The organism is Pseudomonas sp. 43A, from assembly GCF_013363935.1.
Classification (GTDB): Bacteria; Pseudomonadota; Gammaproteobacteria; order Pseudomonadales; family Pseudomonadaceae; genus Aquipseudomonas; species Aquipseudomonas crudilactis.
Window position 1 is genome coordinate 4,458,588 of the sequence record NZ_CP054880.1, and the last position, 23,690, is coordinate 4,482,277.

Consider the following 23,690-nt stretch of genomic DNA (forward strand, 5'->3'; position numbering starts at 1 on the left):
CCCACATTGATGTCGCGTGAACTGACGCTTTCGTGAGCAAGCTCACTCCCACATGGGTAGCTTGCTATGCCGCAGCTTGCAATGAATCAGCGACCGACCGATCCTTGCTCAACAACCCCAGCACCACCGCCGCCGACACCAGCGTGATCACCGTCAGGATGTGCAGCAGATACTGAAACGCCGCAGCGTACCCTTCTACCAGACGCCCGTTGGCCAGCCCCGGAACGGTGTTGATCGCATGCGCCATATCACCCGTGGTCACCCGGTGCGCGGTCTCGGCAATCAGCGACGCCTCGGCGCTACCCGCCACCACGTGCACGGCACTCGACAGATCAGCGTGGAGCAGTGACGCCAGTACTGCCGCGACAATCGCCAAGGCAATGCCCTCACCCGCCACCCGCACGGTGCTGAAGATGCCCGCTGCCATGCCTGCGCGCTCTTTCGGCACGACGCTGACCGACAAACCATCCATCAGCCCCCACGGCAGGCCGGCGCCAATACCGATCAGCAGCATCGGCACCACTAGCGCGAATTTCGCCTCACCGACGTTGTACAGGCTCAGCCAATGCAGGCCCACAGCGGCAATCAGGAACCCGGCGCCGGACAAAATCCCAGCGGATACAAAGCGCGCCAGCGAAGCGGCCAGCATCGGTACCACCAACATCGGCGCCGACAACGCCAGCAACAGCAGGCCGGCGTCGATCTCGCTCAAGCCCTCAACGCCGATGAAGCGCAGCGGCAACATCACCACCAGCACGATGTAGCAAAAACAGGTGCCGATCGGCAGCATCTGCACGCCAATGAATCGCGGATAACGGAACAGGGTCAGATCAAGCATCGGCCGTTCGACACGCATTTCGACGATCACGAAAGCTGCCAACAACACGGCCGAAGCGCCCAGCAAACCGATCACGAGCGGGCTTTCCCAGCCACTGTCCGGCGCCTGGATCAGGCCGAAAGTGAACAGCGCCAGCATCGCACTGAAAAGCACCGTACCCAGCCAGTCCAGCCCTTTGGCATCCGGGTCACGGGTTTCGCGCATACGCGGCAGACCGAAGACCATCGCGATCACACCGATCAACGCCGTAAAGACAAAAATCGCCCGCCAGTTGAAGACCTCGATCAACGCCCCGGCCATCAAGGGTCCGAACGCCAGACCGATGCCGAACGTTGTACCGAGCACGCTGTACGCCCGGGTCCGGGCATGCCCTTCGAACTCTTGCGCCAGCGCCGCCGAGCCGCTGGCCAGCGCCGCCGCCCCCGCCACGCCTTGAACGGCGCGCAGCACATCCAGCCAGAACACCGAAGGCGCCAGACTCTGCGCGATCGAGGCGACGGTAAACAGCAGCATGCCGAAGGTGAACAGGCGTTTGCGTCCATACACATCAGCCAATGCGCCGGCGGCCATCAGCAAACTGCCGAACGACAACATGAACGCGTTGGTGATCCAGGTCAGCGCCACCGGGCTGCCGCCCAGGTCACGGCCGATGGCTGGTGTCGCCACCGCGCCGCCAGTAAAACTTAACGGCAAGACCAGTGCCGAGAGGCAAACGGCCGCCAGTATGAGCAACTTGTCGCGCGCTCCGTGCGGCTGAGTCATAGCGTTCATCATTCCATCCTTTGAGGATCAATAAGCTGCATTACGCAGCGGATAAGGCGTGAAAAATCCACCGAAGTTTGCAGACGGTGACAATGAGAGCGAGCGGCCTCGCTCTCACAGCTCTGGCGTTCAGTTGTTGAAGTCGGTCGACAGCGCCAATACCTGCCACTGTTCCAACTCCTGCGCCACCAGCCGATTCTTCGCCTCGATCCGCGCAACCGTGTCACTACCCAGCGCCAGTCGCAGCGGCGGGTTCGGTGCATTGACCAGCGCCAGTATCGCCTCGGCAAACTTCAGCGGATCACCCGGTTGTGCATGATTGGCCGCTTCGGCGAACACGCGCATCTTGCCCACGGTTTCGTCGTAGTCCGGCAGCACCAACGCGGTCTTGATCAGCGATTGCTCATCAAGGAAATCCGTGCGGAAGAAGCCCGGCTCGACCACCGTGGCGTGAATGCCCAGCGGTGCCAGTTCCTGATGCAACGCTTCGGTGATGCCCTCGACGGCGAACTTGGTCGAGCCGTAAACGCCCCAGCCCATGTACGCCTGATAGCCGCCGATCGACGAGATGTTGATCACCCGGCCACTGCGTTGTGCGCGCATATGCGGCAACACGGCGCGAGTGACGTTGAGCAGGCCGAACACATTGGTCGCGAACAAGCGCTCGGTCTCGCTGGCGCTGGTTTCTTCCACCGCGCCGAGTACACCAAAACCGGCATTGTTGATCAGCACATCGATCCGGCCGAAGCGTTTGATCCCTGCGGCAACGGCCTGATGCGCTTCGTCTTCGCGGGTGACGTCCAGACGCACCGCCAGCAGGTTCGGCTGGTCGCCGAGACGATCGGTGATGTCTTGCGGGTTACGCGCGGTAGCGATGACCGCGTCACCGGAACGCAGGGCCTGCTCGGCGATGAGAATGCCAAAACCACGGGAAGCACCAGTAATGAACCAGGTACGCATCACAACTTCTCCTGTTAGAAACCCTGACGTGGGTGCCGGGCCTGTTTGATAAGTTGATGCGACTTTAAAGCCGTGCTACTGATGCGATAATCCCAACAATTTTGCATGACTTTGTGAAAGGCATTCACAGATGAAATCACCTTCGGCGGCGGATCTCACCGTTTTCCTGTGCACCGCGCAGTACCTGAACTTCAGTAAAGCCGCCATCGAACTCGGCCTGACCCCTTCCGCGCTGAGCCATTCGGTGAAGGCGCTGGAGAACCGTCTTGGTGTGCGCCTGTTCAATCGCACCACCCGCAGCGTGGCGTTGACCGAGGCTGGCGAGCGCCTGTACGCGCGATTGAAACCAGCCTTTCGCGACATCGACGATGCGCTGGAAGACCTCAATCACTTCCGCGATAAACCCTCGGGCAATCTGCGCATCACCTGCGGGCGGCAAGCCTGCGAATTGGTGTTGCTGCCGATTGCCAGTGAGTTTTTGCAGGTGTACCCGGATATTCGTCTGGAAGTGGTCGAGAGCGATGCGCTGCTGGATATCGTCGCCAACGGTTTCGATGCCGGCGTGCGCTTCGGCGATCGTCTGGAAGCCGACATGGTGTCGCTGCCAATTGGCCCGACAATGCGTTCAGTGGTGGTCGGTTCCCCCGCGTTTTTCGAACGCCATGTGGCACCGCAAAAACCCGAGGACCTGCACGGACTGCCGTGCATCCGCCACCGCTACCCCAGCGGTTCGATGTACCGCTGGGAACTCGAACGCGGCGGCATCGCCCAGGAAATCGAGGTCAACGGCCCGCTGACCCTCGGCGATGTCAGCCTGATGGTCGGGCCCGCGCTGCAAGGGCTGGGCCTGGCCTATGTGTTCGAAGACATGGTCAGCGAACACCTCGTCAGCGGGCGCCTTGTGCAAGTGCTGGCAGACTGGTGCCCGTACTATCCGGGCCTGCACCTGTACTACCCGAGCCGCCGTCATGTGCCGGCAGCGCTGAAGGCGTTTATCGACTTCGTGCGCAACCGGCGTTAGGCGTTTACAGATACTTCAGCCAGGCGATGTCACGGCGACGAGCCTTCAACACAGAGAACCAGCGCACGGCCGGGAACAGCGCAATCGCCAGGATGACAGCGGCCAGCCAGATTGCCGAGACGGACGAAAAACCGAAATAGCTACCCTGATTCAGCCCGAACAAGGCCACGCCAATCAGGTACAAAACCTTCAACGTGTACAGGTGCAGCAGGTAGAAAAACATCGGCGCCGAACCGAACACGGTCAGCCAGCGAATCCAGCGACGATCCTGCAAGCGTTCGAATGCCAGTAGCAGCAACAGCCCGGCGCTCACGGTCAGCGCGATAAACAGCAACGACGGCGGGTACTTGGTGATGTTGAAAAAGCTCATCAGGGTTTGCACCGACGTGTCGCCTACGGCCCATGGTTTCTCGCCATAGCCGTTGATCAGCCGCAGCCCGACAAAACCGAGCAGTCCGGCGCTACCAGCAATCAGCAGGTGCAGTTGACGAAATCCCGCTTCAACGCCGCGAGCGAACCACGGCCCCAGCGCATAACCCAGACCGATCACACCGATCCAAGGCAACAACGGATACGACGTGCGCAGGCGCAGAGTGTCGCTGACTTCGATCCAGCCACGATCATGCAAAATCGCCCACGGCACATGCAGCACCGACTCCACCGGGAAATGCACAGTGTCGAGCAGGTTGTGTCCGGCGATGATCGTCAGGCTCAACATCAACAACAACCAGCGCGGCAGCCACACCAGCAGCGACAAGGCGATCATGCTCAAGCCGATCGCCCAGATCACTTGCAGATAAATCACACTCGGTGCCAGTTGGAAGGTCCACGCGAAGTTCACCAGCGTGAACTCCAGCACCACCAGAAACAGACCGCGTTTGAACAGAAACGCACTGACATCGGCCTTGCCCGCGTACTTCTCGCCGAACAACCACGCCGACAATCCGGTCAGCAACACGAACACCGGCGCACACAGATGCGCCAACGTGCGGCTGAAAAACAGCGCCGGCTCGGTGCTGGCAAAGTCCATCGGGTCGCTGACCTGGCGATGCAGCAAAAAGGTTTCGCGCACGTGGTCCAGCAGCATGAACAGAATCACCAGGCCTCTGAGGGCGTCAATGGACAGCAGCCGGCCAGTGACCAACGGGGCAGAACGAGGAAGCACAATCGTCATGAGCGTTTCGCAATCGAAGGGATAACAGCAGGCGCCCAAAAGGAACACCCCTAAAAATTCGCGTTACCTTATAACAACAAACAGCAAAAACCCAAGCTCAATCGATAGTGATTCTCAGAAAAACCTCAGCCGCACAAGTTGCCCAATAGCCTCAGGCTTCTATAGTGATCAAGTCCCCCGCCCTTGCGGCTGCTGTCGAGCGTTGTCCATGGTCAACACCGAACACCTGATCATCTGCGAGCACTGCGACTGCGTGTACGAAAAAGCCGTGCTGGCCAAACACCAGAATACCTCGTGTGTGCGTTGCGGCGGCGTACTGCAGCGCTTCAACGGTTTGACCGTCGAGCAGCGTCTGGCCCTGACCTTCACCGCTGCGATGCTGTGGCTGTTTGCCAACTTCTACCCGGTGATGAGCATCAGCCTCAAAGGCTTGAAAAACAGCGCGACACTGTGGGATTCGGTGCTGGCGCTGAGTCAGGGGCCAATCACCTTTATGGCGATGGTCGCGGCGATTTCGATCATCATTGCCCCGGCGTTTCAACTGGTGCTGCTGGTCTGGGTGCTCAGCTTCGCGCTGTCATCGCGACGTGCTCCGGGCTTCAAGCTGTGCATGCGCTGGCTGGAAACCCTGCGGCCATGGAGCATGCTTGAAGTTTGTCTGTTGGGAGCGATGGTGGCGGTGTTCAAACTGGCCGGATTGCTCGATGTGTTGCCCGGCATCGGCCTGTTTGCGCTAGCGGTGCTGAGCTTGATGATGATCAGGATTGCCGGTCGCGATATCCGCGACCTCTGGGACATTCTATGAAACGGCCACCGACTGCCAGCGAACTCAATCTGTGCCTGTGCCACAGCTGCGGGCTGGCTTGCGACATGACCGACGAGCCGCACGAGTGCCCGCGTTGCGACGCGCCGCTGCACCGGCGCAAGACCAATTCACTGGCGCGCACCTGGGCCTACATGCTCGCGGCGCTAGCGTTTTACGTGCCGGCCAATCTGCTGCCGGTGATGAACACCACCATGCTCGGCAGCGGCGCCGACAGCACGATCATGAGTGGCGTGCTGGAGTTCTGGGAACACGGCGCGTGGGACATTGCGCTGATCATTTTCATCGCCAGCATCGCGGTGCCGGGAGTCAAGTTCGTGGCCCTCACGCTGCTGTTGATGACCGTACAGCGCGACAGCGCCTGGGCGCGCAAAGAGCGCTCGAAGCTGTTCCGCTTCGTCGAGCTGATCGGCTATTGGTCGATGCTCGACGTGCTGGTGGTGGCGCTGGTCGCAGCACTGGTGAAGTTTCAGGCGCTGGGCGATATCGAGCCGCGACCGGGCATTCTGTTTTTCGGCCTGGTCGTGGTGTTCACCATGCTCGCGGCGATGAGTTTCGATCCGCGCCTGATCTGGGACACGGACACGGACGAATCCCTCAGCGACGCTGAACCTCAAGCAGCACCTGCAACGGATGGCGCAGTGCCTGATCCGACTGGCGCTTGACCTGACTGCGGCAGGAATACCCCGTGGCCAGTGCTTCGCCCTGCTCTGCCGGCGCGTCTATCTGACGTGCCCACGACTGCTCGTAGATCACCGCTGAGGTTTGACGATTGCGCGCCTCGTGGCCATACGTGCCGGACATGCCGCAGCAACCGGTGGCTTGCGTGGCCAACTTCAATCCTGCGCGTTCGAACACCTGTTCCCACTGCCGGGTCGCGGCCGGGGCGTTGGTTTTCTCGGTGCAGTGGGCGAGCAACCGGAACGATGCGGTTGCATCCTGCGCCGCCTGCTCCGGCATCACCTTGAGCAACCACTCCTGCAGCAACGCCACTTCCGGGCATTGCTCCATGCCCGGCACTTTCAGGTATTCCTGGCGATACACCAGCGTCATCGCCGGATCGAGGCCCAGCAACGGCACGCCCACATCCGCCAATTCACGCAGCTGCCGAGCGTTGCGCAACGCCGCGCGGTTGAACGCCGAGAGGAAGCCTTGCACATGCAATGGCTTGCCGTTGGCGCTGAACGGCGCGAGATACACCTGATAACCCAGACGTGAAATCAGTTCGACCAGATCCGCCAGCAACGGCGCTTCGAAATAACGCGTGAAGGCGTCCTGCACGATGACCACACTGCGCTCGCGTTGCGCCGGGGTCAGCGCCGACAAGGTCGACACCGTCGCTGGCTGCACCTGCCAACGGCGCATCGCAGCGTGAAAATCGAATCGACTGAGCAACGGCACATCGATCATGCCGCCGACCCTTTCCAGCAGGCCGCGCACCCACGAAGCGCCCATCAAACCGTTGTACAGCGCCGGAATCCGCGCCATGTACGGAATGCTGTACTCCAGCGAAGCAATCAGATAATCCCGCGCCGGACGCAGATAACGGCTGTGATACAGCTCGAGAAAGCGCGAACGAAATTCCGGCACATTGACCTTCACCGGACACTGCCCCGCGCAGGATTTGCACGCCAGGCAACCGGCCATGGCGTCGTAGACTTCGTGGGAGAAATCCTCGGACTGTGCACGGCTGTTGCGCCAGCGCTGCCACAACGAGCTGAAAAACGCAGGCTTGCGAATGGCATCGGACAATACGTCAACGCCCGCCTCGCCCTGCAAACGCAGCCACTCACGAATCAATGAAGCCCGGCCCTTGGGCGATTGCGCACGCTCGCGGGTGGCTTTCCACGACGGGCACATCGCGTCATCAGGGTCGAAGTTGTAGCAGGCGCCGTTGCCGTTGCAGTGCATCGCGGCGCCGTAGCTTTGCCAAACCTTCTCGTCGATCCGCCGATCGAGTTCTCCGCGCAAAGTGACTTCATCGATTTTCAGCAGCGCCGCGTCGCTGTTGGCCGGCGTGGCGATCTTGCCCGGATTGAACTGGTTGAACGGGTCAAATGCAGCTTTCAGCGCTTGCAGCGCCGGATACAACTCACCGAAGAATGCCGGTGAGTATTCCGAGCGCAGACCTTTACCGTGCTCGCCCCACAACAGGCCGCCATAACGCTGAGTCAGCGCGGCAACGCCATCGGACACCGGACGTACCAGCGCGGCTTGCTGCGGGTCTTTCATGTCGAGAATCGGCCGCACGTGCAGCACGCCTGCATCGACGTGACCGAACATGCCGTACTGCAAACCGTGGCTGTCGAGCAGGTCGCGCAACTCGGCGATGTACTCGGCCAGGTGCTGCGGCGGCACCGCCGTGTCTTCAACGAACGGCTGCGGCCGCGCTTCACCGGCAACGTTGCCGAGCAGGCCTACCGCACGTTTACGCATGCCATAGACTTTGCTCACCGCTGCGTGGCCGACCGCCAGCGTGTGGCCCAAACGCTCAACGGTTTGATCGCGGCTCAGGTGTTCGACGAACGCCTCGACCCGACGATGCAGATCTTCGGGATCATCACCGCAAAACTCGACCAGGTTGATCCCCAGCGTCGGGCGCTCGGCACTTTCCGGGAAATACTCGGCGACGCCGTGCCAGACGATGTCCTGCATCGCCAGCAACAACACTTTCGAGTCGACGGTTTCGATCGACAGCGGCTTGAGCGCCATCAAGGCCCGCGCATCACGCAACGCGTCCATGAACCCGGCGTAGCGGATGTTCACCAGCATCGTGTGCTTGGGAATCGGCAGCACATTCAGCCGCGCTTCGACCACAAAACCCAGCGAGCCTTCCGCGCCGCACAGCACGCTGTTGAGGTTGAAACGGTTGTCCGCCTCACGCAGATGCGCCAAGTCATAACCGGTCAGGCAACGGTTGAGATCAGGGAAGCGTTGTTTGATCAGTTCGCCCTGTTCATCAATGATCTGCCGTGCGCAACGATGGACCTCACCGACGCGATCTTCGCGGGCGCACAACTCTTCAAGTTGTTTTTCCTCAAGGGGCAACCCGTGCAAACGCTCACCGCCGCGCAGGACCATATCGAGCTCAAGCACATGATCACGGGTCTTGCCGTAAGTGCAACTGCCCTGGCCGCTGGCGTCGGTGTTGATCATGCCGCCGACGGTGGCGCGGTTGGAGGTCGACAGTTCCGGGGCGAAGAACAGCCCGGCGGATTTCAGCGCAGCGTTGAGTTGATCCTTGACCACCCCGGCCTGCACGCGCACCCAGCGTTCCTCTACGTTGATTTCGAGGATGCGGTTCATGTGCCGCGACAGATCGACAACGATGCCGTCCGTCAGCGATTGGCCGTTGGTGCCGGTGCCACCGCCGCGCGGAGTAATCACCACTTGTTGGTACGCCGGTTCGGCGATCAGTCGTGCCACTCGCGCCACGTCCTCGGCATCCAGCGGAAACACCGCCGCTTGCGGCAGGCGCTGATAGATCGAGTTGTCGGTCGCCAGCACCACGCGGCTGGCGTAGTCAGCGCTGATTTCACCGCGAAAGCCGCTGGCTTTCAGGGCTTGGAGGAACTGTTGGTAATCGCTGGTCAGGGCTTTGGTGGAGGACAGCTGGGCAATCATCGGTCAGGTTATCTCGGTCAAATCGGGCCGTGTGGCGGTAAACAGTTGTACGCAACGAATGATTGCGTCAGGCTCCGCCATCTCATGGTGCCCATGTTCATTGCTGGCGAACGCCGGGACAACCGTAAATTCGACCCGCTATTGATGACTTTTACGAATGAATCCGCGCACGCTCACCCCTTCCATGTCGTTACTGCTGGCCTTCGAGGCCGCTGCGCGCCATGAAAGCTACACCCGCGCCGCCCACGAACTGTCGCTGACGCAGAGTGCAGTAAGCCGTCAGGTGCAGATTCTCGAGAAGATGCTCGGCATGCGTTTGTTCAGCCGTGAAGGCCGGCAAGTGGTACTGACCGATGTCGGGCGCATGTATCAGCGCGAACTCGCCGAAGCGCTTGGGCAGATTCGCAGCGCGACATTGCAGGCGATGGCGTTTGGCTCGGGCATTCACAGTCTGCGCCTGGCGACGCTGCCGACCTTCGGCTCGAAATGGTTGCTGCCACGGTTGAAGGATTTCTACACCGCGCATCCGGGCATGACCGTGCATTTGCATTCGCGGATCGAAGCAATCGACTTCGATACCAGCGAAATCGATGCGGCGATCTGCGTCGGTGGCGGTGAATGGCCAGGGCTGACGGCCCTGCCCTTGCACACCGAGGAACTGGTGGTGATTGCCAGTGCGCAACTGTCCGATGCTGAGCGCGACGACGCCGAACAACACATCGCCGGGCAACTGCTGCTCAACGTCAGCAGCAATGCCCAGGCGTGGGCGGAATGGTTCAGCCATCACGGTTTGCCGCACCGCAGCATGCGCATCGGGCCAAGCTTTGAAATGACTTCGCACTTGATTCAGGCGGTGCGGGCGAATATTGGTGTGGGGTTGGTGCCGCGAATTCTGGTCGAGGATGAGTTGCTCAGCGGTGAATTGCTGCAATTGGGCGAACCGATTACCAGTCGGCGCAGCTATTACCTGGTGTATCCGCCGCGCAATGAGAATTTGCCGTCGCTGAAAGCGTTCCGCGATTGGCTGGTGCATACACTCTGAAGGAATGAGTCGCCCCCTGCGCGAGCAAGCTCGCTCCCACAAAGGATTTGTGAACGCCACAGATCAAATGTGGGAGCGAGCTTGCTCGCGAAGAGGCCAGCGAGCACGACATCAAAATCTCGGCTTGACCGCCCTCCAGTCCGGCTTGTAGCGCTGCATCTGCCGCACATCATCGCGCTGACGAATCCCGCACGTCAGGTACTGATCATGCAGCTTGCCCAACTGCTCATGATCCAGTTCCAGGCCAAGCCCCGGCGCCCGGGTGATCTTCACGCAGCCATCGACTATTGGCAGTTTGCCGCCCTTGATCACCTCTTCATCCGGCTCCTGCCAGGGGTAATGCGTATCACAGGCGTAATCCAGATTCGGCACCGCCGCCGCCACATGCGCCATCGCCATCAGGCTGATGCCCAGGTGCGAATTGGAATGCATCGACACACCAACGCCGAACACATCGCACATTTTCGCCAGCGTCTGCGTGTCGCGCACGCCGCCCCAGTAATGGTGGTCGGCGAGAACAATCTGCACGCTGTTCTGCGCGACACTGCGACGGAACTCGTCGAAGTCGGTGACCACCATGTTGGTCGCCAGCGGCAGACCCGTGCGTTTGTGCAGCTCAGCCATGCCGTCGAGACCCGGGGTCGGGTCTTCGTAATACTGCAGATCATCGCCGAGCAATTCAGCCATGCGAATCGAGGTTTCCAATGACCAGTTGCCATTCGGGTCGATGCGCAACGGGTAACCGGGGAAGGCTTTTTTCAGCGCCTTGATGCACGCCACTTCATGCTCTGGCGGCAACGTACCGGCCTTGAGCTTGATGCTCTTGAAGCCGTATGCCTCGATCATCCGCGCAGCCTGCGCAACGATCTGTTGCTCGCTGAGCGCCTCGCCCCAATTGTCCGGTTTGTACGGCGAATCGACATGCTGCGCGTACTTGAAGAACAGGTAAGCGCTGAACGGCACTTCATCGCGAATCGCGCCGCCGAGCAGGTCCACCAGCGGCACGTTCAGGTAATGCGCCTGCAGATCGAGAAACGCCACTTCGAACGCCGAGTAGGCATTGCTCACCGCTTTACTGGCGTGGGAACCGGGCGCCAGTTCAGCACCGGCGAGACTGGCAGGTTTATTCGCAGCGACGGTGGCCTGCACGATCGCGCGCAACTGGTTGAGGTTGAACGGATCGAGACCGATCAACTGCGCCTGCAACTGCTGCTGAATCGCCAGCGCCGGGGCATCGCCATAGCTTTCGCCGAGGCCGATGTAGCCGTTGTCGCTTTCGATCTCGATGATCGAACGCAGGGCAAAGGGTTCGTGGATGCCGCTGGCGTTGAGCAGCGGCGGATCGCGAAAGGCAATCGGAGTCACAGTTACGCGGGTGATTTTCAAGATAACGCTCCTGACAGATCGACAATCAATTCAATGGCTCGCGGCCGGGCTGGCCGTCGCAACAACGGCGGTGACCTCATGCGGCTTTGCGAGGTTTTTGCCTTTCGCGCCAGGCGCCGTGCGGGCAAAAAAGATCACCACCGCAGCGACCAGTGACGTCGCCGCCAAGCCATAAAGTCCGCCCTCGATGGAGCCGGTGGTTTCTTCGAGGATGCCGAACGCCGTCGGCGCAACGAAACCGCCGAGGTTGCCGATGGAGTTGATCAAAGCGATCACCGCAGCGGCGATGCGCGCATCCAGATAGCTTTGCGGGATCGGCCAGAACAACGCCGACGCAGCCTTGAAACCGATAGCGGCGAAGCAGATGGCGACGAAGGCGAAGATCGGCCCGCCAGTGGTCGACATGAACATGCCGATCGCTGCTATCACCAGCGTCAAGGCAACCCACGCTTGCTGGAATTTCCACTTGCCGGCCATGGCTGCGAAGCCGTACATGGCAACAATCGAAATGATCCACGGAATCGAATTGAGCAGGCCGACCTGGAAGTCACCGAGATTGCCCATCTTCTTGATCATGCTCGGCAGCCAGAACGTCGCGCCGTAAATGGTCAGGGCAATGGAGAAGTAGATGAAGCAGAACAGCGCAATCTGCCGGTCCGCCAACAGCTTGAACATCGACGGCTTGGCCACCTGCGAGGACTCACGAGCGCGCTGCTCTTCAGCAATCGCCGCCACCAGCGCTTCGCGTTCTTCTTCGCTCAGCCACTTGGCCTGACGCGGATGCGATTGCAGCCAGAACCATACGAATGCGCATAGCACCACCGACGCCGCGCCTTCGATCAGGAACATCCACTGCCAGCCGTGCAACCCCAAACCACTGATGTGCAGCAGCGCACCGGACACCGGGCCGGAGATCACCGAGGCAATCGCCGAGCCACTGAGAAACACCGCCATGGTCTTGCCGCGCTCGGAGGCCGGTAGCCATTGGGTGAAGTAGTAAATGATCCCCGGAAAGAACCCCGCCTCGGCCGCGCCGAGAATAAAGCGCAGCACATAGAAACTGGTTTCACCTCGGACGAACGCCATGGCCATGGCGGCGGCGCCCCAGGTGAACATGATCCGTGTCAGCCACACCCGTGCGCCATAACGCTGCAGAAGCATGTTGGACGGCACTTCGAACAGCGCGTAGCCCACAAAAAACAAACCGGCACCGAGGCCGTAAGCCGCCGCGCCGATGCCTAGATCGGTTTCCATGTGACTGCGCACGAAACCGATGTTGACCCGATCGATGTAGTTGACGATGAACATCACCACGAACAGCGGCAGCACGTGGCGCTTGACCTTGGCGGCGGCACGGGCGAGTACCGTGACGTCCAGCGAACTCTGGAGGGTTTTCAAGGGGCGACTCCGATCTTGTTTTTTTAGGGATGGCGTAAAGCGATGGACCGATCATGGACGGCGACTATTGATCCCGTCTAATCTAACTTGGCATTCGATTGATACCCGGATTAGATCAATGTTCGAACTGACCCAGCTGCGCTGCTTTACTACCGTCGCCACCGAACTCAACTTTCGCCGCGCCGCCGAACGGCTAAATATGACGCAGCCGCCGCTGAGCCGGCAGATTCAGTTGCTCGAGCATCACCTCGGTGTCGAGTTGTTTACCCGCAGCACTCGTAGCGTCGCGCTGACCGCTGCAGGCCGGGCGTTTTTCATCGAAGCACAGAACCTGCTGGAGCGTGCGCAGCAAGCGGCCGTCACCGCCAGGCGGTTTGCCGAGGGCGATATCGGTTCGGTAAACATCAGTTTTGTCGGCAGCGCGGTGTATGAGTTTCTGCCCAAGGTCATTGCCGAGGCACGCCTGAAACAGCCGCAGGTGAAAATCGATCTGTCGGAGATGAACACTTACCAGCAGCACGAAGCCCTGCGCGCCCGCCGCATTGATCTGGGCATCGCCCGTGCGCCATTACTGGAGCCGGGCTATGCGACTGAATGCCTGGTGCGTGAACCGTTTGTACTGGCAGTGCCGAGCGGTCATCCCTTGGCAACAGCGACTGAAGTGGCGGTCAGTGATCTGGATAAACAACCGTTCCTGATGTATTCCCACGCCGCGTATCCGCCGTTCAACGAACTGCTGACGGGGATGCTGCGCTCGGCCCGGGTTGCGCCGGATTATGTGCAGTGGCTGGGCTCGTCGCTGACGATTCTGGCACTGGTGAATGCGGGCATGGGCCTGGCGCTGGTACCGCGCTGCGCCACCAGTGTGGTGTTCAAAAATGTAGTGTTTCGCGATATCGATTTGGGCGAAGGGGTGCAGAGCGAGCTGCATCTGATCTGGCGGGAGAACAACGACAACCCGGCGTTTGCGATGTTACTGGAAGCGATTCGCCGGGCGGTGGCTGAGGGTTGGGGCTAAGGAAATACTAGCTCTTCAAGGGTGGCGGAGCGCTCGGTGCCTTGGGCTGCGCATTTGCCACTGGCTTGCCATCTTTCGTGTAGCGACGCGCTACCCATTCCGGCATTGGTTGCGGTGCTCTGGCTGTCATAAAGAAACCTCCGATTTCGGGCCGAATTCGACCCACTTGACCTTCCCAGAATCTATCAGCAAAAACTCAGCGCCAAAAGGCACTTCTGCCCCTTCCGCATCCAGCCAACAGGGATTCTGCATGACGAACTGGCCACTGCTGGATTCCGGTGGCCACTCCACGGGCCAGCCAAACACGCGCCTTTCATCGATCAAATGCAGTGTGACCAGACGATGGTGCTGGGCAAAAATGCTGAACCATTCGCTGGGGTAGGAAGTTTGTTTCGTGACATTTCGACTGCGTAACCAGCCATGCAATTTGTCATTCGTGGCCAGGTAGCAGGAAAGCAACCCGAGCGTCACCGACACAACGAATGCCCACATCGTTTCGGTCTTGGCATCCCAGCGCCCGACAGAAAGACCTTTCGAACCCACCCAAAGACACAGAGTGCCAATCCCCAATACCGCCCCATGAATCACAAACGTAAAAATCAATGCCTGCACAATCTGCCCAAACGTATCGGGTCGTTTGAAAGCCGTCAGCGAATAAAAAATCCACGCCGACAAAAAACCGGGAATCAGGTACTGCAACAGCGGAATAACTTCTTTGACCAGATCATCCATGATCCGAGGCTCCTTGAAAGACCGGCCGATCTGACTATCGACCGCCCAGCAAAAGCCTAGTGCACACGGAGGAAACCCTTCATGCGCAACTGTCACCGCTCATTTCGCGAATCAGATCCCACCTTATCAGTCTCCAGGCAGGCAAAAAAAAGCAGAAACCGACGATACGGCTTCTGCTTTTTTTGTCTCTGCAGGCGTCGTTACAGGCAGTCACGCACCGATTGGCGCAACGACCCGGACTTGGCCCACGGCGGCCCCTGATACAACGAAACCCGGCTGCCATCCTTGTACTTGACGATGTCGAGGATCTCGTCCGCCGTGATGATGCTTGGCGCCGTGATGCGGTAGCCGTTGGAAATCGATGTCTGCGAAGTCTTGGCCACATCCTTCTGCCACAACGGTAATAAACACGCAGCATAGTCCTTGGGCGACTTGGCGCTGGTCTTGCTGATATTCGGCTCACCCGGCACCAGCGATGCCGGCAACGAGCAACCCGCCAACAGGGTCAACGCCAGAGTCCCGATCCATATCCGCATGGTGTATTCCTGATCTGAAAAAGCTGAATGTAGCGCGTAACCGGGTGCACATCCATCGTGGCACCGCGCCCTTGGCGCAATCTGCACAACTTTTCACAACCGTTCAGCGTACTGACGAACAGGCTTTGCCCATCGACGAAAAATGCGACTACTCTTTTCTACCGAGAATGTTCTGGAGGTGATCATGCGGCTCAATGAATACGAACACGAACTTCAACGCGACCTGCAAAGCGTTGCATCGGACTTGAGATGGTCGGCGGTCGACCTGAAACGTATCGCAGAACAACTGCGCAAATCCGGCAATGAAGCAGATGCGCAAAGCGTGCTGAGATCCTGTGAGGTGCTGCAAAGCGATGAAGAACGGCTGCAACTCTATGCCAAGGAAGTGAAAGCCCGCGCCATCAGCCGAACCAAGGTCCACTGAGACCCACCCGCCTACCTCAAACAAAAGCCCCGACACATGCCGGGGTTCTTTCGTTACAGCCTGCCTGTCAGTGGGTTTTGTGACTTTGCGCGCGCGTCGAGCGTTTTTTGTAGCCAGGCAGTGCGGCGGCATAGGCCAGCGCTTCCTCCCGGCTGCCAAACGACGCCAGCCGATCGCCCTGGGTGCAAACCCGCCATGGGCCATTGTTCACGCTCAGCACGTCATAGCCGTTCATGTGCATCTTGTTCAACATCGGCATGCTCATGGACACCTCCATTTTTTGCTAACGGTCAGATCCCGCTTCACGATTTTACCTTACACCCTGACCCGCCCGAAATGCCGACCGGATGTCGCCAGCCGCAACAGTCAAGGATCTGGCACTTTTCAAAATAGCGAACGCTCCAAACTCCCATGAACCTTTGCCACAAGGCTCGGCTCAAATATTGCAGTTTTATTTCTATTTTGTGACAAGCAGTAAAAACAGGTAACAGATGAAAGTACGTGCAACCGTTATATGCGAACAGGATCGCCACATTCTCCTGGTACGCAAACCCCACTGCCGCTGGACATTGCCCGGCGGCAAGGTCGAGCACGGGGAAACCCGAGCGGAGGCTGCCGTGCGCGAACTCCAAGAAGAAACCGGCCTGGACGCCGACGATGTGTTGTACTTAATGGAATTGCAGAGCGGCAGCACGCGGCATCATGTCTACGAGGCGTCCGTGCTGGACTTCGAGCAAGTGCGTCCACAGAACGAGATCATCGATTGCATCTGGCATCCACTGGACGCAGTGCGCAATCTGAACACCAGCGAAGCGACGTTACGCATCGTTCAAGCGTTTCAACGGCGTTTATGAGGCGTTAGCCAGCGAACGCGCGGCGGCCCGCGCTCATTTCGGTACGCAACTCACCGATGAAGTTGGAAATGTCACGGATCGTGACGAGGTGTTCCGGGGAAACGCCATTGAGTAGCAATTCGACACGCCCGCTGTCTGGCTCATAAACCTTGATTTGCAGCAGGCCCTGCGTACTTGGTATGCAATCGCACTTGAACGCAGGAAAGCCGGATTCGACAATCCGGCAGATATCGTCAATGGCAAGCATGAGTGAACGCCTCACAGGCGATGAGTCGGTCGACCGGTTGAGCATAGATGAGCAATACCTGTCTTGCTCAAGACAAAAATGCCAACCGGATCACAACTTTCATCCACGCCCTCAGTGCGCGTCATGATCCCAGATCCAGTTCCACATCCCCGGCAAATTCACCGCCTCCGAGCTGCTCTCCACGGTGCGCGCCAGTGCGGCTTTCTCCAGCGCGGCGTGATCATCATAGAAAGGCTTGTCCGCCAGCTTCACGCCCGTGGCGGCGGCGCTATCGAGCAGAATCTGCAGGTATTCGCGCGTGTGCCGCGCGGTATAGCGATTCAGATCATGAAACGTCACTACTACCGGAATCACCCCGTCAACGGTCGGAAATTCGCCAAGGGCAATCCGTTCACGAACTTCTGATAATTGTCGCAGCATGTTTGCCCGACGCCTCGGGCTGGCATTGAAGCCCCAGATCTTGCCATCGTTGGCACTTAAATCCGTGAGCAACACATGCAAATCATGCTGTTGATAAGCGGCAAAGGTACGTTTGTCGTAATTCCAGAACGGCGGGCGCAGCAACTTCGGCGGCGCGCCAGTGATGGCAGCGATATCAGCCGTGCCGTTGGTCAGCGATTCTTCGAGTTCCTGCGGATCGAGCAAGCGATGATTGGTGTGCCAGTGGGTGGCCGTGTGAAACGCCAGTATGTGGCCTTCCTCATGCTCACGCCGCATGATGCCGCGACCGATGTCACTGTTGCCCGCTCGCGGCGCGCGCGTCTGCACGAAGAACACCGCTTTGATATTCGGCATCAGCGGATTGTCCTTGAGACTGTCGAGCACCGTGGCCGACGGATTCCACAAACTCGAAGCGCTGGGGCCGTCGTCGAACGTCAACAGAAAGCGCACCGGTGCCTGGGTTTTCAGGCGCGTTTCGGTTTGCGCGGTCATTTCGATCGGGGCGGCGATACAACCGGTCAGCCCGAGAGCAATCAGCGCGGCACAAAGAAGTTTGAATCCGGATGTCATGTTTTGCCTTGAGCACGGCGGCTGCCGTCATGTGATCGATTGGCAAAACTCCCTCGCCCTTATCCATCCCTGCGCTCGGATATTCGAGCCGAGGTTGGATAAGGTACACAGGGTTTGGTTCCGGCGCTCGCTCAGTGAGCCAATGCTTGTTGAAAAGACGTGTCGATAATCCCGGCGGTGGCCAACGGTGCCGGCAGCGCCTTCACTTTGAACAGGAAATCAGCGGTACTTTGCAGATCCGTCGCAGCCTGCTGATCTACCGGCCCAACCGTCATGTGCGCCTGACGCAACCAGTGGCGCGACACCTGCTGATCGAGATTGGCTTTCTTCGCCCACAGATCGGCGTATTCGTCCGTGTGGCTGTCGACCCACGCCCGAGCCTGTTTCAAACGACCGAGAAAATCCTCAATCGCTGCACGTTTGCTGTCGATCGACGGCGTTGACGCCGCGATTGCACTGAGCCCCGGCATCAGGTTTTTTGCGGTCAGGATAGGCCGCGCACCGGAGAACACGATCTGCTGGGAAATGTACGGCTCCCACACCGGGAAAGCGTCAATGCTGCCCTGTGGCAGGGCTGCGGCGGCATCGATTGGCATCAGTTTGACGAAGTCGACGTAGTTTTCCGGCAGACCGCCCTGCTCAAGTGCACGCAAGGTCAACTGCTGGCTCCAGGCGCCAGGCCAGTAAGCGACCTTTTTGCCTTTCAGATCGGCGATGGTTTTCACCGGCGAATCCTTGGGTACCAACAACGCGATGGTGTCCGGATTCTGCCGCGACACGCCAATCAGTTTCACCGGCGCCTGCTTGGCAGCCAGAAACAGAAAACCGGAATCGCCCAAAAAGCCCAGGTCCAGCGAACCGGTTTGCAACGCTTCCGCCAAAGGTGCGGCGGCCTGGAAGTGCTTCCAGTCGACCGTATAAGGCGCATCGTTCAACACACCGGACGCCTCTACCGAGGCACGGATGTTGTAATAGTTCTGATCACCGACGTGCAGGACCAAAGTCTCGGCTGCGTAGGAAAGTGGCGAAGTAAACAGTGCTGCGCTTAACGCACCGCGTAGGAAACGAGAAAGCTTCATGGCGAGTCCTGCAAAGGGAAATTGCATAGACCATAACGCTCTTGTTTCTTGGTTTTTAAATTCGATTAATGCATAAGCTCATCACTGTCGATTTCAACTGTTGGCGTAGCAACAGTGGCAAATCACAGTGTTGCCCAATCAACAGTCAAAACCCACCTTCGTGCCTTGAACCCCTTATAAGCCGGCACTTTCAAGCACATGGCACAGAGCCTGCAATATTCCAATCATGCAGGAAGCATTCGATAAAAATATCTTTTTGGACATAAGAAACCTGTGCCTTTGCCGGAGCGCCCCATGACATCGTTCTTTCCTCGACTAAAAACCCTGCTGGCCGCCAGCGCAGTGGCACTGAGCCTGCAACCGCTCGCCCACGCGGCTGAAACCGCGCCGGCAGAAGTGCATCTCGACTACGCTTATTACTCGCCGGTCAGTCTGGTGCTCAAGCACTTCGGCTTCCTCGAAAAAGCCTTGCCGCAGACCAAGGTCAGCTGGGTACTGAGCCAGGGCAGCAATCGCTCGCTGGAATACCTCAACAGCGGCGGCGTGGATTTCGCTTCCAGCGCCAGCCTTGCTGCAGTGCTGAGCCGCGCCAACGGCAGCCCGATCAAATCCGTCTATGTCTATAGCCGCGCCGAATGGACAGCGCTGGTGGTGCGCAAGGATTCTCCTTACCAGACCGTCGCCGACCTCAAGGGCAAAAAGATCGCCGCCACCAAGGGCACTGATCCGTATCTGTTCACCCTGCGCAGCCTGCAACAGGCCGGGCTGAAAAAAGACGATGTGGAACTGGTTCACCTGCAACATCCGGACGGCCGCACGGCGCTGGAAAAAGGCGATGTCGACGCCTGGGCCGGACTCGATCCGCACATGGCCGCCAGTCAGGTGCAGGCCGGTTCGCGCCTGCTCTATCGCAACCCGGCGTTCAACAGTTACGGCGTGGTCAGCGTCACCGAGCAGTACGCCAAAGAGCACCCGCAAACCATCGACACCGTGATCAAGGCCTACGAACAGGCCCGCGACTGGGCGCTGAAAAATCCCGATGAGTTCGCCGCCCTTCTCGCCAAGGAGTCCGGCTTACCGCTGGATGTGGCCAAGTTGCAACTGTCGCGCACTGACCTGAGCAGCCCGCAACTGAGCCAACAGGACATCAGCGCCTCCAAGGCTGCAGCGCCGATTCTGGTCTCCGAGGAACTGGTGCGCCGTGGGGTGAATGTCGATCAAGTCATCGATCAATTGCTCGACAGCGGTGTGCAGCAAGCCGTCGCCCACCAGTAACCGATCAGCCTCGCGACAAATCCGCGCCCGCCGCGGATTTGTCGTGAGCGGAGCCAAAACCATGACCACTCGCAGCAAAGACTTGCCCGCGCCACTTGCCGTACCGCGCCAGCGTCCTGCGCGTTTAAATCCGACGTGGCAGCGCCGCTGCAAAGGCCTGGCCCTGCCGTTGCTGATCATCGTGGCGCTGGAAATTATCGTCCGCATCGGTTGGCTACCGTCCTACCAGATGCCGGCGCCGAGCGAAATCGCCCTGACCCTCACTGACCTCGCTGAAGGTGCGCTATGGAAACACATCGGCGCCAGCCTGATGCGCGTGTTGCTGGGGTTTGCCATTGGCGCCAGTCTGGCGCTGGTGTTTGCCGCCTGGGTTGGCTTGAGCCGCGAAGCCGAGGCCTATCTGGAACCGACCTTTGCCGCCCTGCGTTCCATTCCGAGCCTGGCCTGGGTGCCACTGCTGCTGTTGTGGCTGGGCATCGACGAGACGTCGAAAATCGTCCTGATCGCCATTGGTGCGTTCTTTCCGGTGTACGTCAACGTGGTCGCAGCTATTCGCGACATTGATCGCAAACTGGTGGAAGTCGGCCGCATCTATGGCTTCAGCCGCTTGCAACTGGTACGGCGAATATTGCTGCCGGCCGCCCTCCCCGGCCTGTTCACCGGGCTGCGAAGTGGCATGAGCCTGGCGTGGATGTTTCTCGTCGCAGCGGAGTTGATCGCGGCCACCAAGGGTTTGGGCTATCTGCTCAGTGACGGCCGGGAAACCTCGCGGCCGGACATCGTGCTGGCCGCGATCATCGTGCTCGCCTTGCTCGGTAAATTCAGCGACGGCTTGCTGGCCATGCTCGAACGCCGCTGGCTGAGCTGGCGTGACACGTTCACCGGACAGGGCGCCAGCGACTAAGCTGAAATCTGCAACCGGAGATCGGACCATGTGCGGAAGACTTTCGCAGTACCGTGGCATTCACGACTTCGTCGCGGTGCTGAGCATTCCCGACGCGTTGATCAATCACGTCGGCGCAGCGCCGCTTGATCGCTATAACGCGGCGCCGACCACTGCGCTGGCCGTCCTGCATCAACAAGGGCAGCACCTGCATGCCGACAATCTGCGCTGGGGCTGGCGTCCGCATTGGGCCAAGGATCGCCCGCCACCGATCAATGCCCGGGTCGAGAAAGTCGCCCATGGCCCGTTCTTCCGGGCGATCTGGCGACATCGTTTGATCGTGCCCGTGGACAACTGGTTTGAATGGGTCGATAGCGAGGATAAAACCCGACAACCTTGGCTGATTCGTCGGGCGGACCACGGTGCAGTTTTCTGCGCGGCCATCGGACAATTTCCGACAGCCGAAACGCCGGCTCGGGATGACGACGGTTTCGTGATTGTCACCGCCGATGCCGTCGGCGGCATGCTCGATATCCATGATCGCCGACCAGTAGTGTTCCGCGCAGAGTTGGTGCCTGAGTGGCTGGATCCGGCGACGCCGGTTGAGCGCGCCGAACAAATGCTGCTGTTTGAAGCTGAAGGCAGTGAAGTATTCGAATGGTACAAAGTCGGCAAAGCTGTTGGTAACGTACGCAATCAGGGGGCCAGTTTGATTATTGAGCAGACTTAAACATTTGCCGACTTCACGCGTCTATCAATGTAGAAGCTGCCGAAGGCTGCGATCTTTTGACGCAGCGTTATAAGGAATAAAACTATTGCAAACTTTAGCAACTCATAAAGCGAATCACTGCCGTTACAAACCCTGTTTCATTTTTGAGACGGCGCACATAAAACACACGTTCGAATGAACTAACCGCCTGTCTGACATTTCAACCGTCATACATACATTTAGATGCACTACAGATAGCATGCGCGCCGCATTTCCATTTGGTATACCAGTTGACCAAAGAGTCAACAAACCAGGAACCCCTAACGTCTACAAGCCTTGCAGAGAAATAAGTTGCGCGACGATTTTGCAATCAAACAGGTCAGCGGCCTGGAGTGTATTTATCTGTCGATGACAGAACGCTTTGAACTCGACTGTTTTATCGGCCACTACATCAAGACCCGAAACCTGCGTGCCGTACCCGATATCGACCATATCCTGCGCACCACTCTTGAAGGGTATCCTGGCCACGCGCCGGTGATGGTCAACGAGCTGAATGCGTGGATTGATCGAACCTTGGGATATCGGGCCACACACCCCGATTTCACGCAGCTGGACGATCTTTGAAACCGTAAAAAAGCCCCGCACTTGCGGGGCTTTTTCGTAGAAGTCACTCAAAATTTGCGGTCAGGATCCGAAAGCTCTCGGCCATCATCGTGCTTCCAGGTCTGTTCCTTGTGCTTTTCACGCTCTATTTCTTCTTGCGTCGGTTCGTCCGTGTCTTCGTCATCCGTGTCTGGATGCTTTTGCTCAGTCGCCATGTGCACCTCCCGTTATCAGTCTTCATCCCTAAAGCGTAGAACAGACAACTTACAGCCACCAGCGCAGCAAAAAGAAGAACGCCATGCTCAACAGCATGCTGAGCAAAGTATTGCGCGTGTAGATGACAAGAGCGATCGCCACCAGCGAACTAAGCAGGTACGGATTATCCCACTGCAGATTCAGTTGTTTGTCGGGCATGAAGACAATCGGCCCGCAGATCGCGGTGAGCATCCCCGGTACCGCAAAACCGAGAAACTGCCGCGCGTTGCTGCTCAGCCGCAAGGGTAAGCGCGGTTCGAGAAACACGTAGCGATTGAGAAACACCAGAAGCCCCATGCCAAAAATCACCGCCCAAACCATCATGTGCGCTCCCGATACAGCTTGTTGCAGATAAACCCTGCGGTCATTCCGGCCAGTCCTGACAACACCAGCGCCGAACCCCATTGCCAATAACTGAACAACACCGAACAAAACAGCGACACCGCCACACACACTACGGTTGGTACGTTACGCACCACCGGCGTGATCAACGCGATAAACGTGGCGGCAATCGAGAAATCCAGCCCCAGGTGCTCAAGCCCCGGAATGCTGCTGCCGAGGACGATGCCGGCGAGGGTGAACAGATTCCACGCGATGTAGAACGTCAGGCCGACGCCCAGCGCATACCAGCGGTTGAACTGCTGGCGATCATGTTGACTGGTCAGCGCAAACAACTCATCGGTGAGCAAAAAGCCCAGTCCCATGCGCCAGCGCCCCGGCAGCGGCGAGATCACCGAACGCATGCTCATGCCATAGAGCAAGTGCTGCGAGGTCAATAGCAGCGTGGTCAGCAGAATCGAAAAAATCCCCGCGCCGCCCTTGAGCATGCCGATCGCCACCAATTGCGCCGCGCCGGCAAACACAATGCTCGACAAGCCCTGCCCTTGCAGCGGCGTGAGCTTGGCTTCGATCGCCATGGAGCCGGCCAGCAGCCCCCAAGGCGCGGTGGCCAGCGACAACGGCATGATCGCCGCAGCGCCGCGAAGGAACGCACTGCGCGGCATAAGTGAATCAGACATAAACGTTCTTCAACCAG

Annotated in this window: 26 protein-coding genes; 11 read left to right on the plus strand and 15 right to left on the minus strand. The window is 59.0% G+C overall.

Annotation, left to right across the window (positions count from 1 at the left end; genetic code table 11):
- Positions 1–64 precede the first annotated feature (64 nt).
- Both HUW52_RS19400 and HUW52_RS19405 read right to left on the minus strand, forming a co-directional pair.
- The gene (locus tag HUW52_RS19400; RefSeq protein ID WP_175554608.1) at positions 65–1,609 is read right to left on the minus strand and encodes an MFS transporter; all 1,545 of its coding nucleotides are present in this window, start codon (positions 1,607–1,609) and stop codon (positions 65–67) included.
- A 120-nt stretch (positions 1,610–1,729) separates the two neighbouring features.
- The gene (locus HUW52_RS19405; protein WP_016983030.1) at positions 1,730–2,560 is read right to left on the minus strand and encodes an oxidoreductase; all 831 of its coding nucleotides are present in this window, start codon (positions 2,558–2,560) and stop codon (positions 1,730–1,732) included.
- A gap of 130 nt (positions 2,561–2,690) precedes the next feature.
- Between HUW52_RS19405 and HUW52_RS19410 the strand changes: the two genes are divergently transcribed.
- On the plus strand, positions 2,691–3,581 hold the full coding sequence (locus tag HUW52_RS19410) for a LysR family transcriptional regulator (RefSeq protein WP_175554609.1): 891 nt from the start codon (positions 2,691–2,693) through the stop codon (positions 3,579–3,581).
- Between the two features lie 4 nt (positions 3,582–3,585).
- Here HUW52_RS19410 and HUW52_RS19415 read toward each other — a convergent pair whose 3' ends face one another.
- Positions 3,586–4,755 (minus strand): DUF1624 domain-containing protein, encoded by a 1,170-nt coding sequence (locus HUW52_RS19415; RefSeq protein WP_175554610.1) that lies wholly within the window; start codon positions 4,753–4,755, stop codon positions 3,586–3,588.
- Positions 4,756–4,963: 208 nt separating this feature from the next.
- Between HUW52_RS19415 and HUW52_RS19420 the strand changes: the two genes are divergently transcribed.
- Positions 4,964–5,560, plus strand: coding sequence for a paraquat-inducible protein A (locus HUW52_RS19420; protein WP_175554611.1), 597 nt, complete (start codon positions 4,964–4,966; stop codon positions 5,558–5,560).
- Positions 5,557–6,243: a paraquat-inducible protein A gene (locus HUW52_RS19425; protein ID WP_175554612.1), complete on the plus strand. Its 687-nt coding sequence runs from the start codon at positions 5,557–5,559 to the stop codon at positions 6,241–6,243. The genes HUW52_RS19420 and HUW52_RS19425 overlap by 4 nt, the downstream gene beginning before the upstream one ends.
- On the opposite strand, the gene HUW52_RS19430 is transcribed toward HUW52_RS19425, so the two are convergent.
- Positions 6,176–9,202: an FAD-binding and (Fe-S)-binding domain-containing protein gene (locus HUW52_RS19430; protein WP_175554613.1), complete on the minus strand. Its 3,027-nt coding sequence runs from the start codon at positions 9,200–9,202 to the stop codon at positions 6,176–6,178. The genes HUW52_RS19425 and HUW52_RS19430 overlap by 68 nt on opposite strands.
- 157 nt (positions 9,203–9,359) lie before the next feature.
- On the opposite strand from HUW52_RS19430, the gene HUW52_RS19435 reads away from it, so the two are divergent.
- Entirely contained in the window at positions 9,360–10,244 is an 885-nt protein-coding gene (locus HUW52_RS19435; RefSeq protein WP_175554614.1) for a LysR substrate-binding domain-containing protein, read from the plus strand.
- 111 nt (positions 10,245–10,355) lie between these two features.
- On the opposite strand, the gene HUW52_RS19440 is transcribed toward HUW52_RS19435, so the two are convergent.
- A complete protein-coding gene (locus HUW52_RS19440) occupies positions 10,356–11,630 on the minus strand; it encodes a glucarate dehydratase family protein (RefSeq protein WP_175554615.1) in 1,275 nt (424 codons plus the stop codon).
- Positions 11,631–11,660: 30 nt separating this feature from the next.
- Positions 11,661–13,028, minus strand: a complete 1,368-nt coding sequence (locus HUW52_RS19445; protein WP_175554616.1) for an MFS transporter — start codon at positions 13,026–13,028, stop codon at positions 11,661–11,663.
- A 118-nt stretch (positions 13,029–13,146) separates the two neighbouring features.
- On the opposite strand from HUW52_RS19445, the gene HUW52_RS19450 reads away from it, so the two are divergent.
- On the plus strand, positions 13,147–14,046 hold the full coding sequence (locus tag HUW52_RS19450; protein ID WP_175554617.1) for a LysR substrate-binding domain-containing protein: 900 nt from the start codon (positions 13,147–13,149) through the stop codon (positions 14,044–14,046).
- Positions 14,047–14,172: 126 nt separating this feature from the next.
- On the opposite strand, the gene HUW52_RS19455 is transcribed toward HUW52_RS19450, so the two are convergent.
- A complete protein-coding gene (locus HUW52_RS19455; protein ID WP_175554618.1) occupies positions 14,173–14,778 on the minus strand; it encodes a DUF6338 family protein in 606 nt (201 codons plus the stop codon).
- A gap of 200 nt (positions 14,779–14,978) precedes the next feature.
- A complete protein-coding gene (locus HUW52_RS19460; protein ID WP_016983019.1) occupies positions 14,979–15,314 on the minus strand; it encodes a hypothetical protein in 336 nt (111 codons plus the stop codon).
- Between the two features lie 184 nt (positions 15,315–15,498).
- On the opposite strand from HUW52_RS19460, the gene HUW52_RS19465 reads away from it, so the two are divergent.
- Entirely contained in the window at positions 15,499–15,738 is a 240-nt protein-coding gene (locus tag HUW52_RS19465) for a hypothetical protein (protein WP_016983018.1), read from the plus strand.
- Between the two features lie 67 nt (positions 15,739–15,805).
- Here the strand turns inward: HUW52_RS19465 and HUW52_RS19470 are convergent, their stop codons facing one another.
- Positions 15,806–16,003 (minus strand): hypothetical protein, encoded by a 198-nt coding sequence (locus HUW52_RS19470; protein ID WP_034152400.1) that lies wholly within the window; start codon positions 16,001–16,003, stop codon positions 15,806–15,808.
- A 226-nt stretch (positions 16,004–16,229) separates the two neighbouring features.
- Between HUW52_RS19470 and HUW52_RS19475 the strand changes: the two genes are divergently transcribed.
- The gene (locus tag HUW52_RS19475; RefSeq protein ID WP_016971919.1) at positions 16,230–16,592 is read left to right on the plus strand and encodes an NUDIX hydrolase; all 363 of its coding nucleotides are present in this window, start codon (positions 16,230–16,232) and stop codon (positions 16,590–16,592) included.
- Between the two features lie 4 nt (positions 16,593–16,596).
- On the opposite strand, the gene HUW52_RS19480 is transcribed toward HUW52_RS19475, so the two are convergent.
- The 3 genes from HUW52_RS19480 to HUW52_RS19490 all read right to left on the minus strand — a co-directional run bounded on the left by HUW52_RS19480 (position 16,597) and on the right by HUW52_RS19490 (position 18,929).
- Complete coding sequence (locus HUW52_RS19480; RefSeq protein WP_016983016.1) at positions 16,597–16,839, minus strand: DUF1652 domain-containing protein; 243 nt, start codon at positions 16,837–16,839, stop codon at positions 16,597–16,599.
- Positions 16,840–16,950: 111 nt separating this feature from the next.
- Entirely contained in the window at positions 16,951–17,850 is a 900-nt protein-coding gene (locus tag HUW52_RS19485; RefSeq protein ID WP_175554619.1) for a polysaccharide deacetylase family protein, read from the minus strand.
- A gap of 131 nt (positions 17,851–17,981) precedes the next feature.
- Positions 17,982–18,929 (minus strand): ABC transporter substrate-binding protein, encoded by a 948-nt coding sequence (locus HUW52_RS19490; RefSeq protein ID WP_175554620.1) that lies wholly within the window; start codon positions 18,927–18,929, stop codon positions 17,982–17,984.
- A 294-nt stretch (positions 18,930–19,223) separates the two neighbouring features.
- On the opposite strand from HUW52_RS19490, the gene HUW52_RS19495 reads away from it, so the two are divergent.
- The 4 genes from HUW52_RS19495 (at position 19,224) to HUW52_RS19510 (ending at position 22,420) form a co-directional block, all read left to right on the plus strand.
- Positions 19,224–20,204 (plus strand): aliphatic sulfonate ABC transporter substrate-binding protein, encoded by a 981-nt coding sequence (locus HUW52_RS19495; RefSeq protein WP_175554621.1) that lies wholly within the window; start codon positions 19,224–19,226, stop codon positions 20,202–20,204.
- Positions 20,205–20,265: 61 nt separating this feature from the next.
- Positions 20,266–21,108 (plus strand): ABC transporter permease, encoded by an 843-nt coding sequence (locus HUW52_RS19500; protein WP_175554622.1) that lies wholly within the window; start codon positions 20,266–20,268, stop codon positions 21,106–21,108.
- A gap of 28 nt (positions 21,109–21,136) precedes the next feature.
- On the plus strand, positions 21,137–21,817 hold the full coding sequence (locus HUW52_RS19505) for an SOS response-associated peptidase (RefSeq protein ID WP_016983011.1): 681 nt from the start codon (positions 21,137–21,139) through the stop codon (positions 21,815–21,817).
- 330 nt (positions 21,818–22,147) lie between these two features.
- Positions 22,148–22,420 (plus strand): hypothetical protein, encoded by a 273-nt coding sequence (locus HUW52_RS19510; protein WP_016983010.1) that lies wholly within the window; start codon positions 22,148–22,150, stop codon positions 22,418–22,420.
- A 47-nt stretch (positions 22,421–22,467) separates the two neighbouring features.
- Here the strand turns inward: HUW52_RS19510 and HUW52_RS19515 are convergent, their stop codons facing one another.
- The 3 genes from HUW52_RS19515 to HUW52_RS19525 are packed head-to-tail and all read right to left on the minus strand — an operon-like array spanning position 22,468 to position 23,673.
- Positions 22,468–22,614: a hypothetical protein gene (locus tag HUW52_RS19515; RefSeq protein ID WP_174244442.1), complete on the minus strand. Its 147-nt coding sequence runs from the start codon at positions 22,612–22,614 to the stop codon at positions 22,468–22,470.
- Between the two features lie 49 nt (positions 22,615–22,663).
- Positions 22,664–22,975, minus strand: a complete 312-nt coding sequence (locus HUW52_RS19520) for an AzlD domain-containing protein (protein WP_175555710.1) — start codon at positions 22,973–22,975, stop codon at positions 22,664–22,666.
- The gene (locus HUW52_RS19525) at positions 22,975–23,673 is read right to left on the minus strand and encodes an AzlC family ABC transporter permease (protein ID WP_175554623.1); all 699 of its coding nucleotides are present in this window, start codon (positions 23,671–23,673) and stop codon (positions 22,975–22,977) included. Before HUW52_RS19525 ends, HUW52_RS19520 begins: the two co-directional genes overlap by 1 nt.
- Positions 23,674–23,690: the final 17 nt, after the last annotated feature.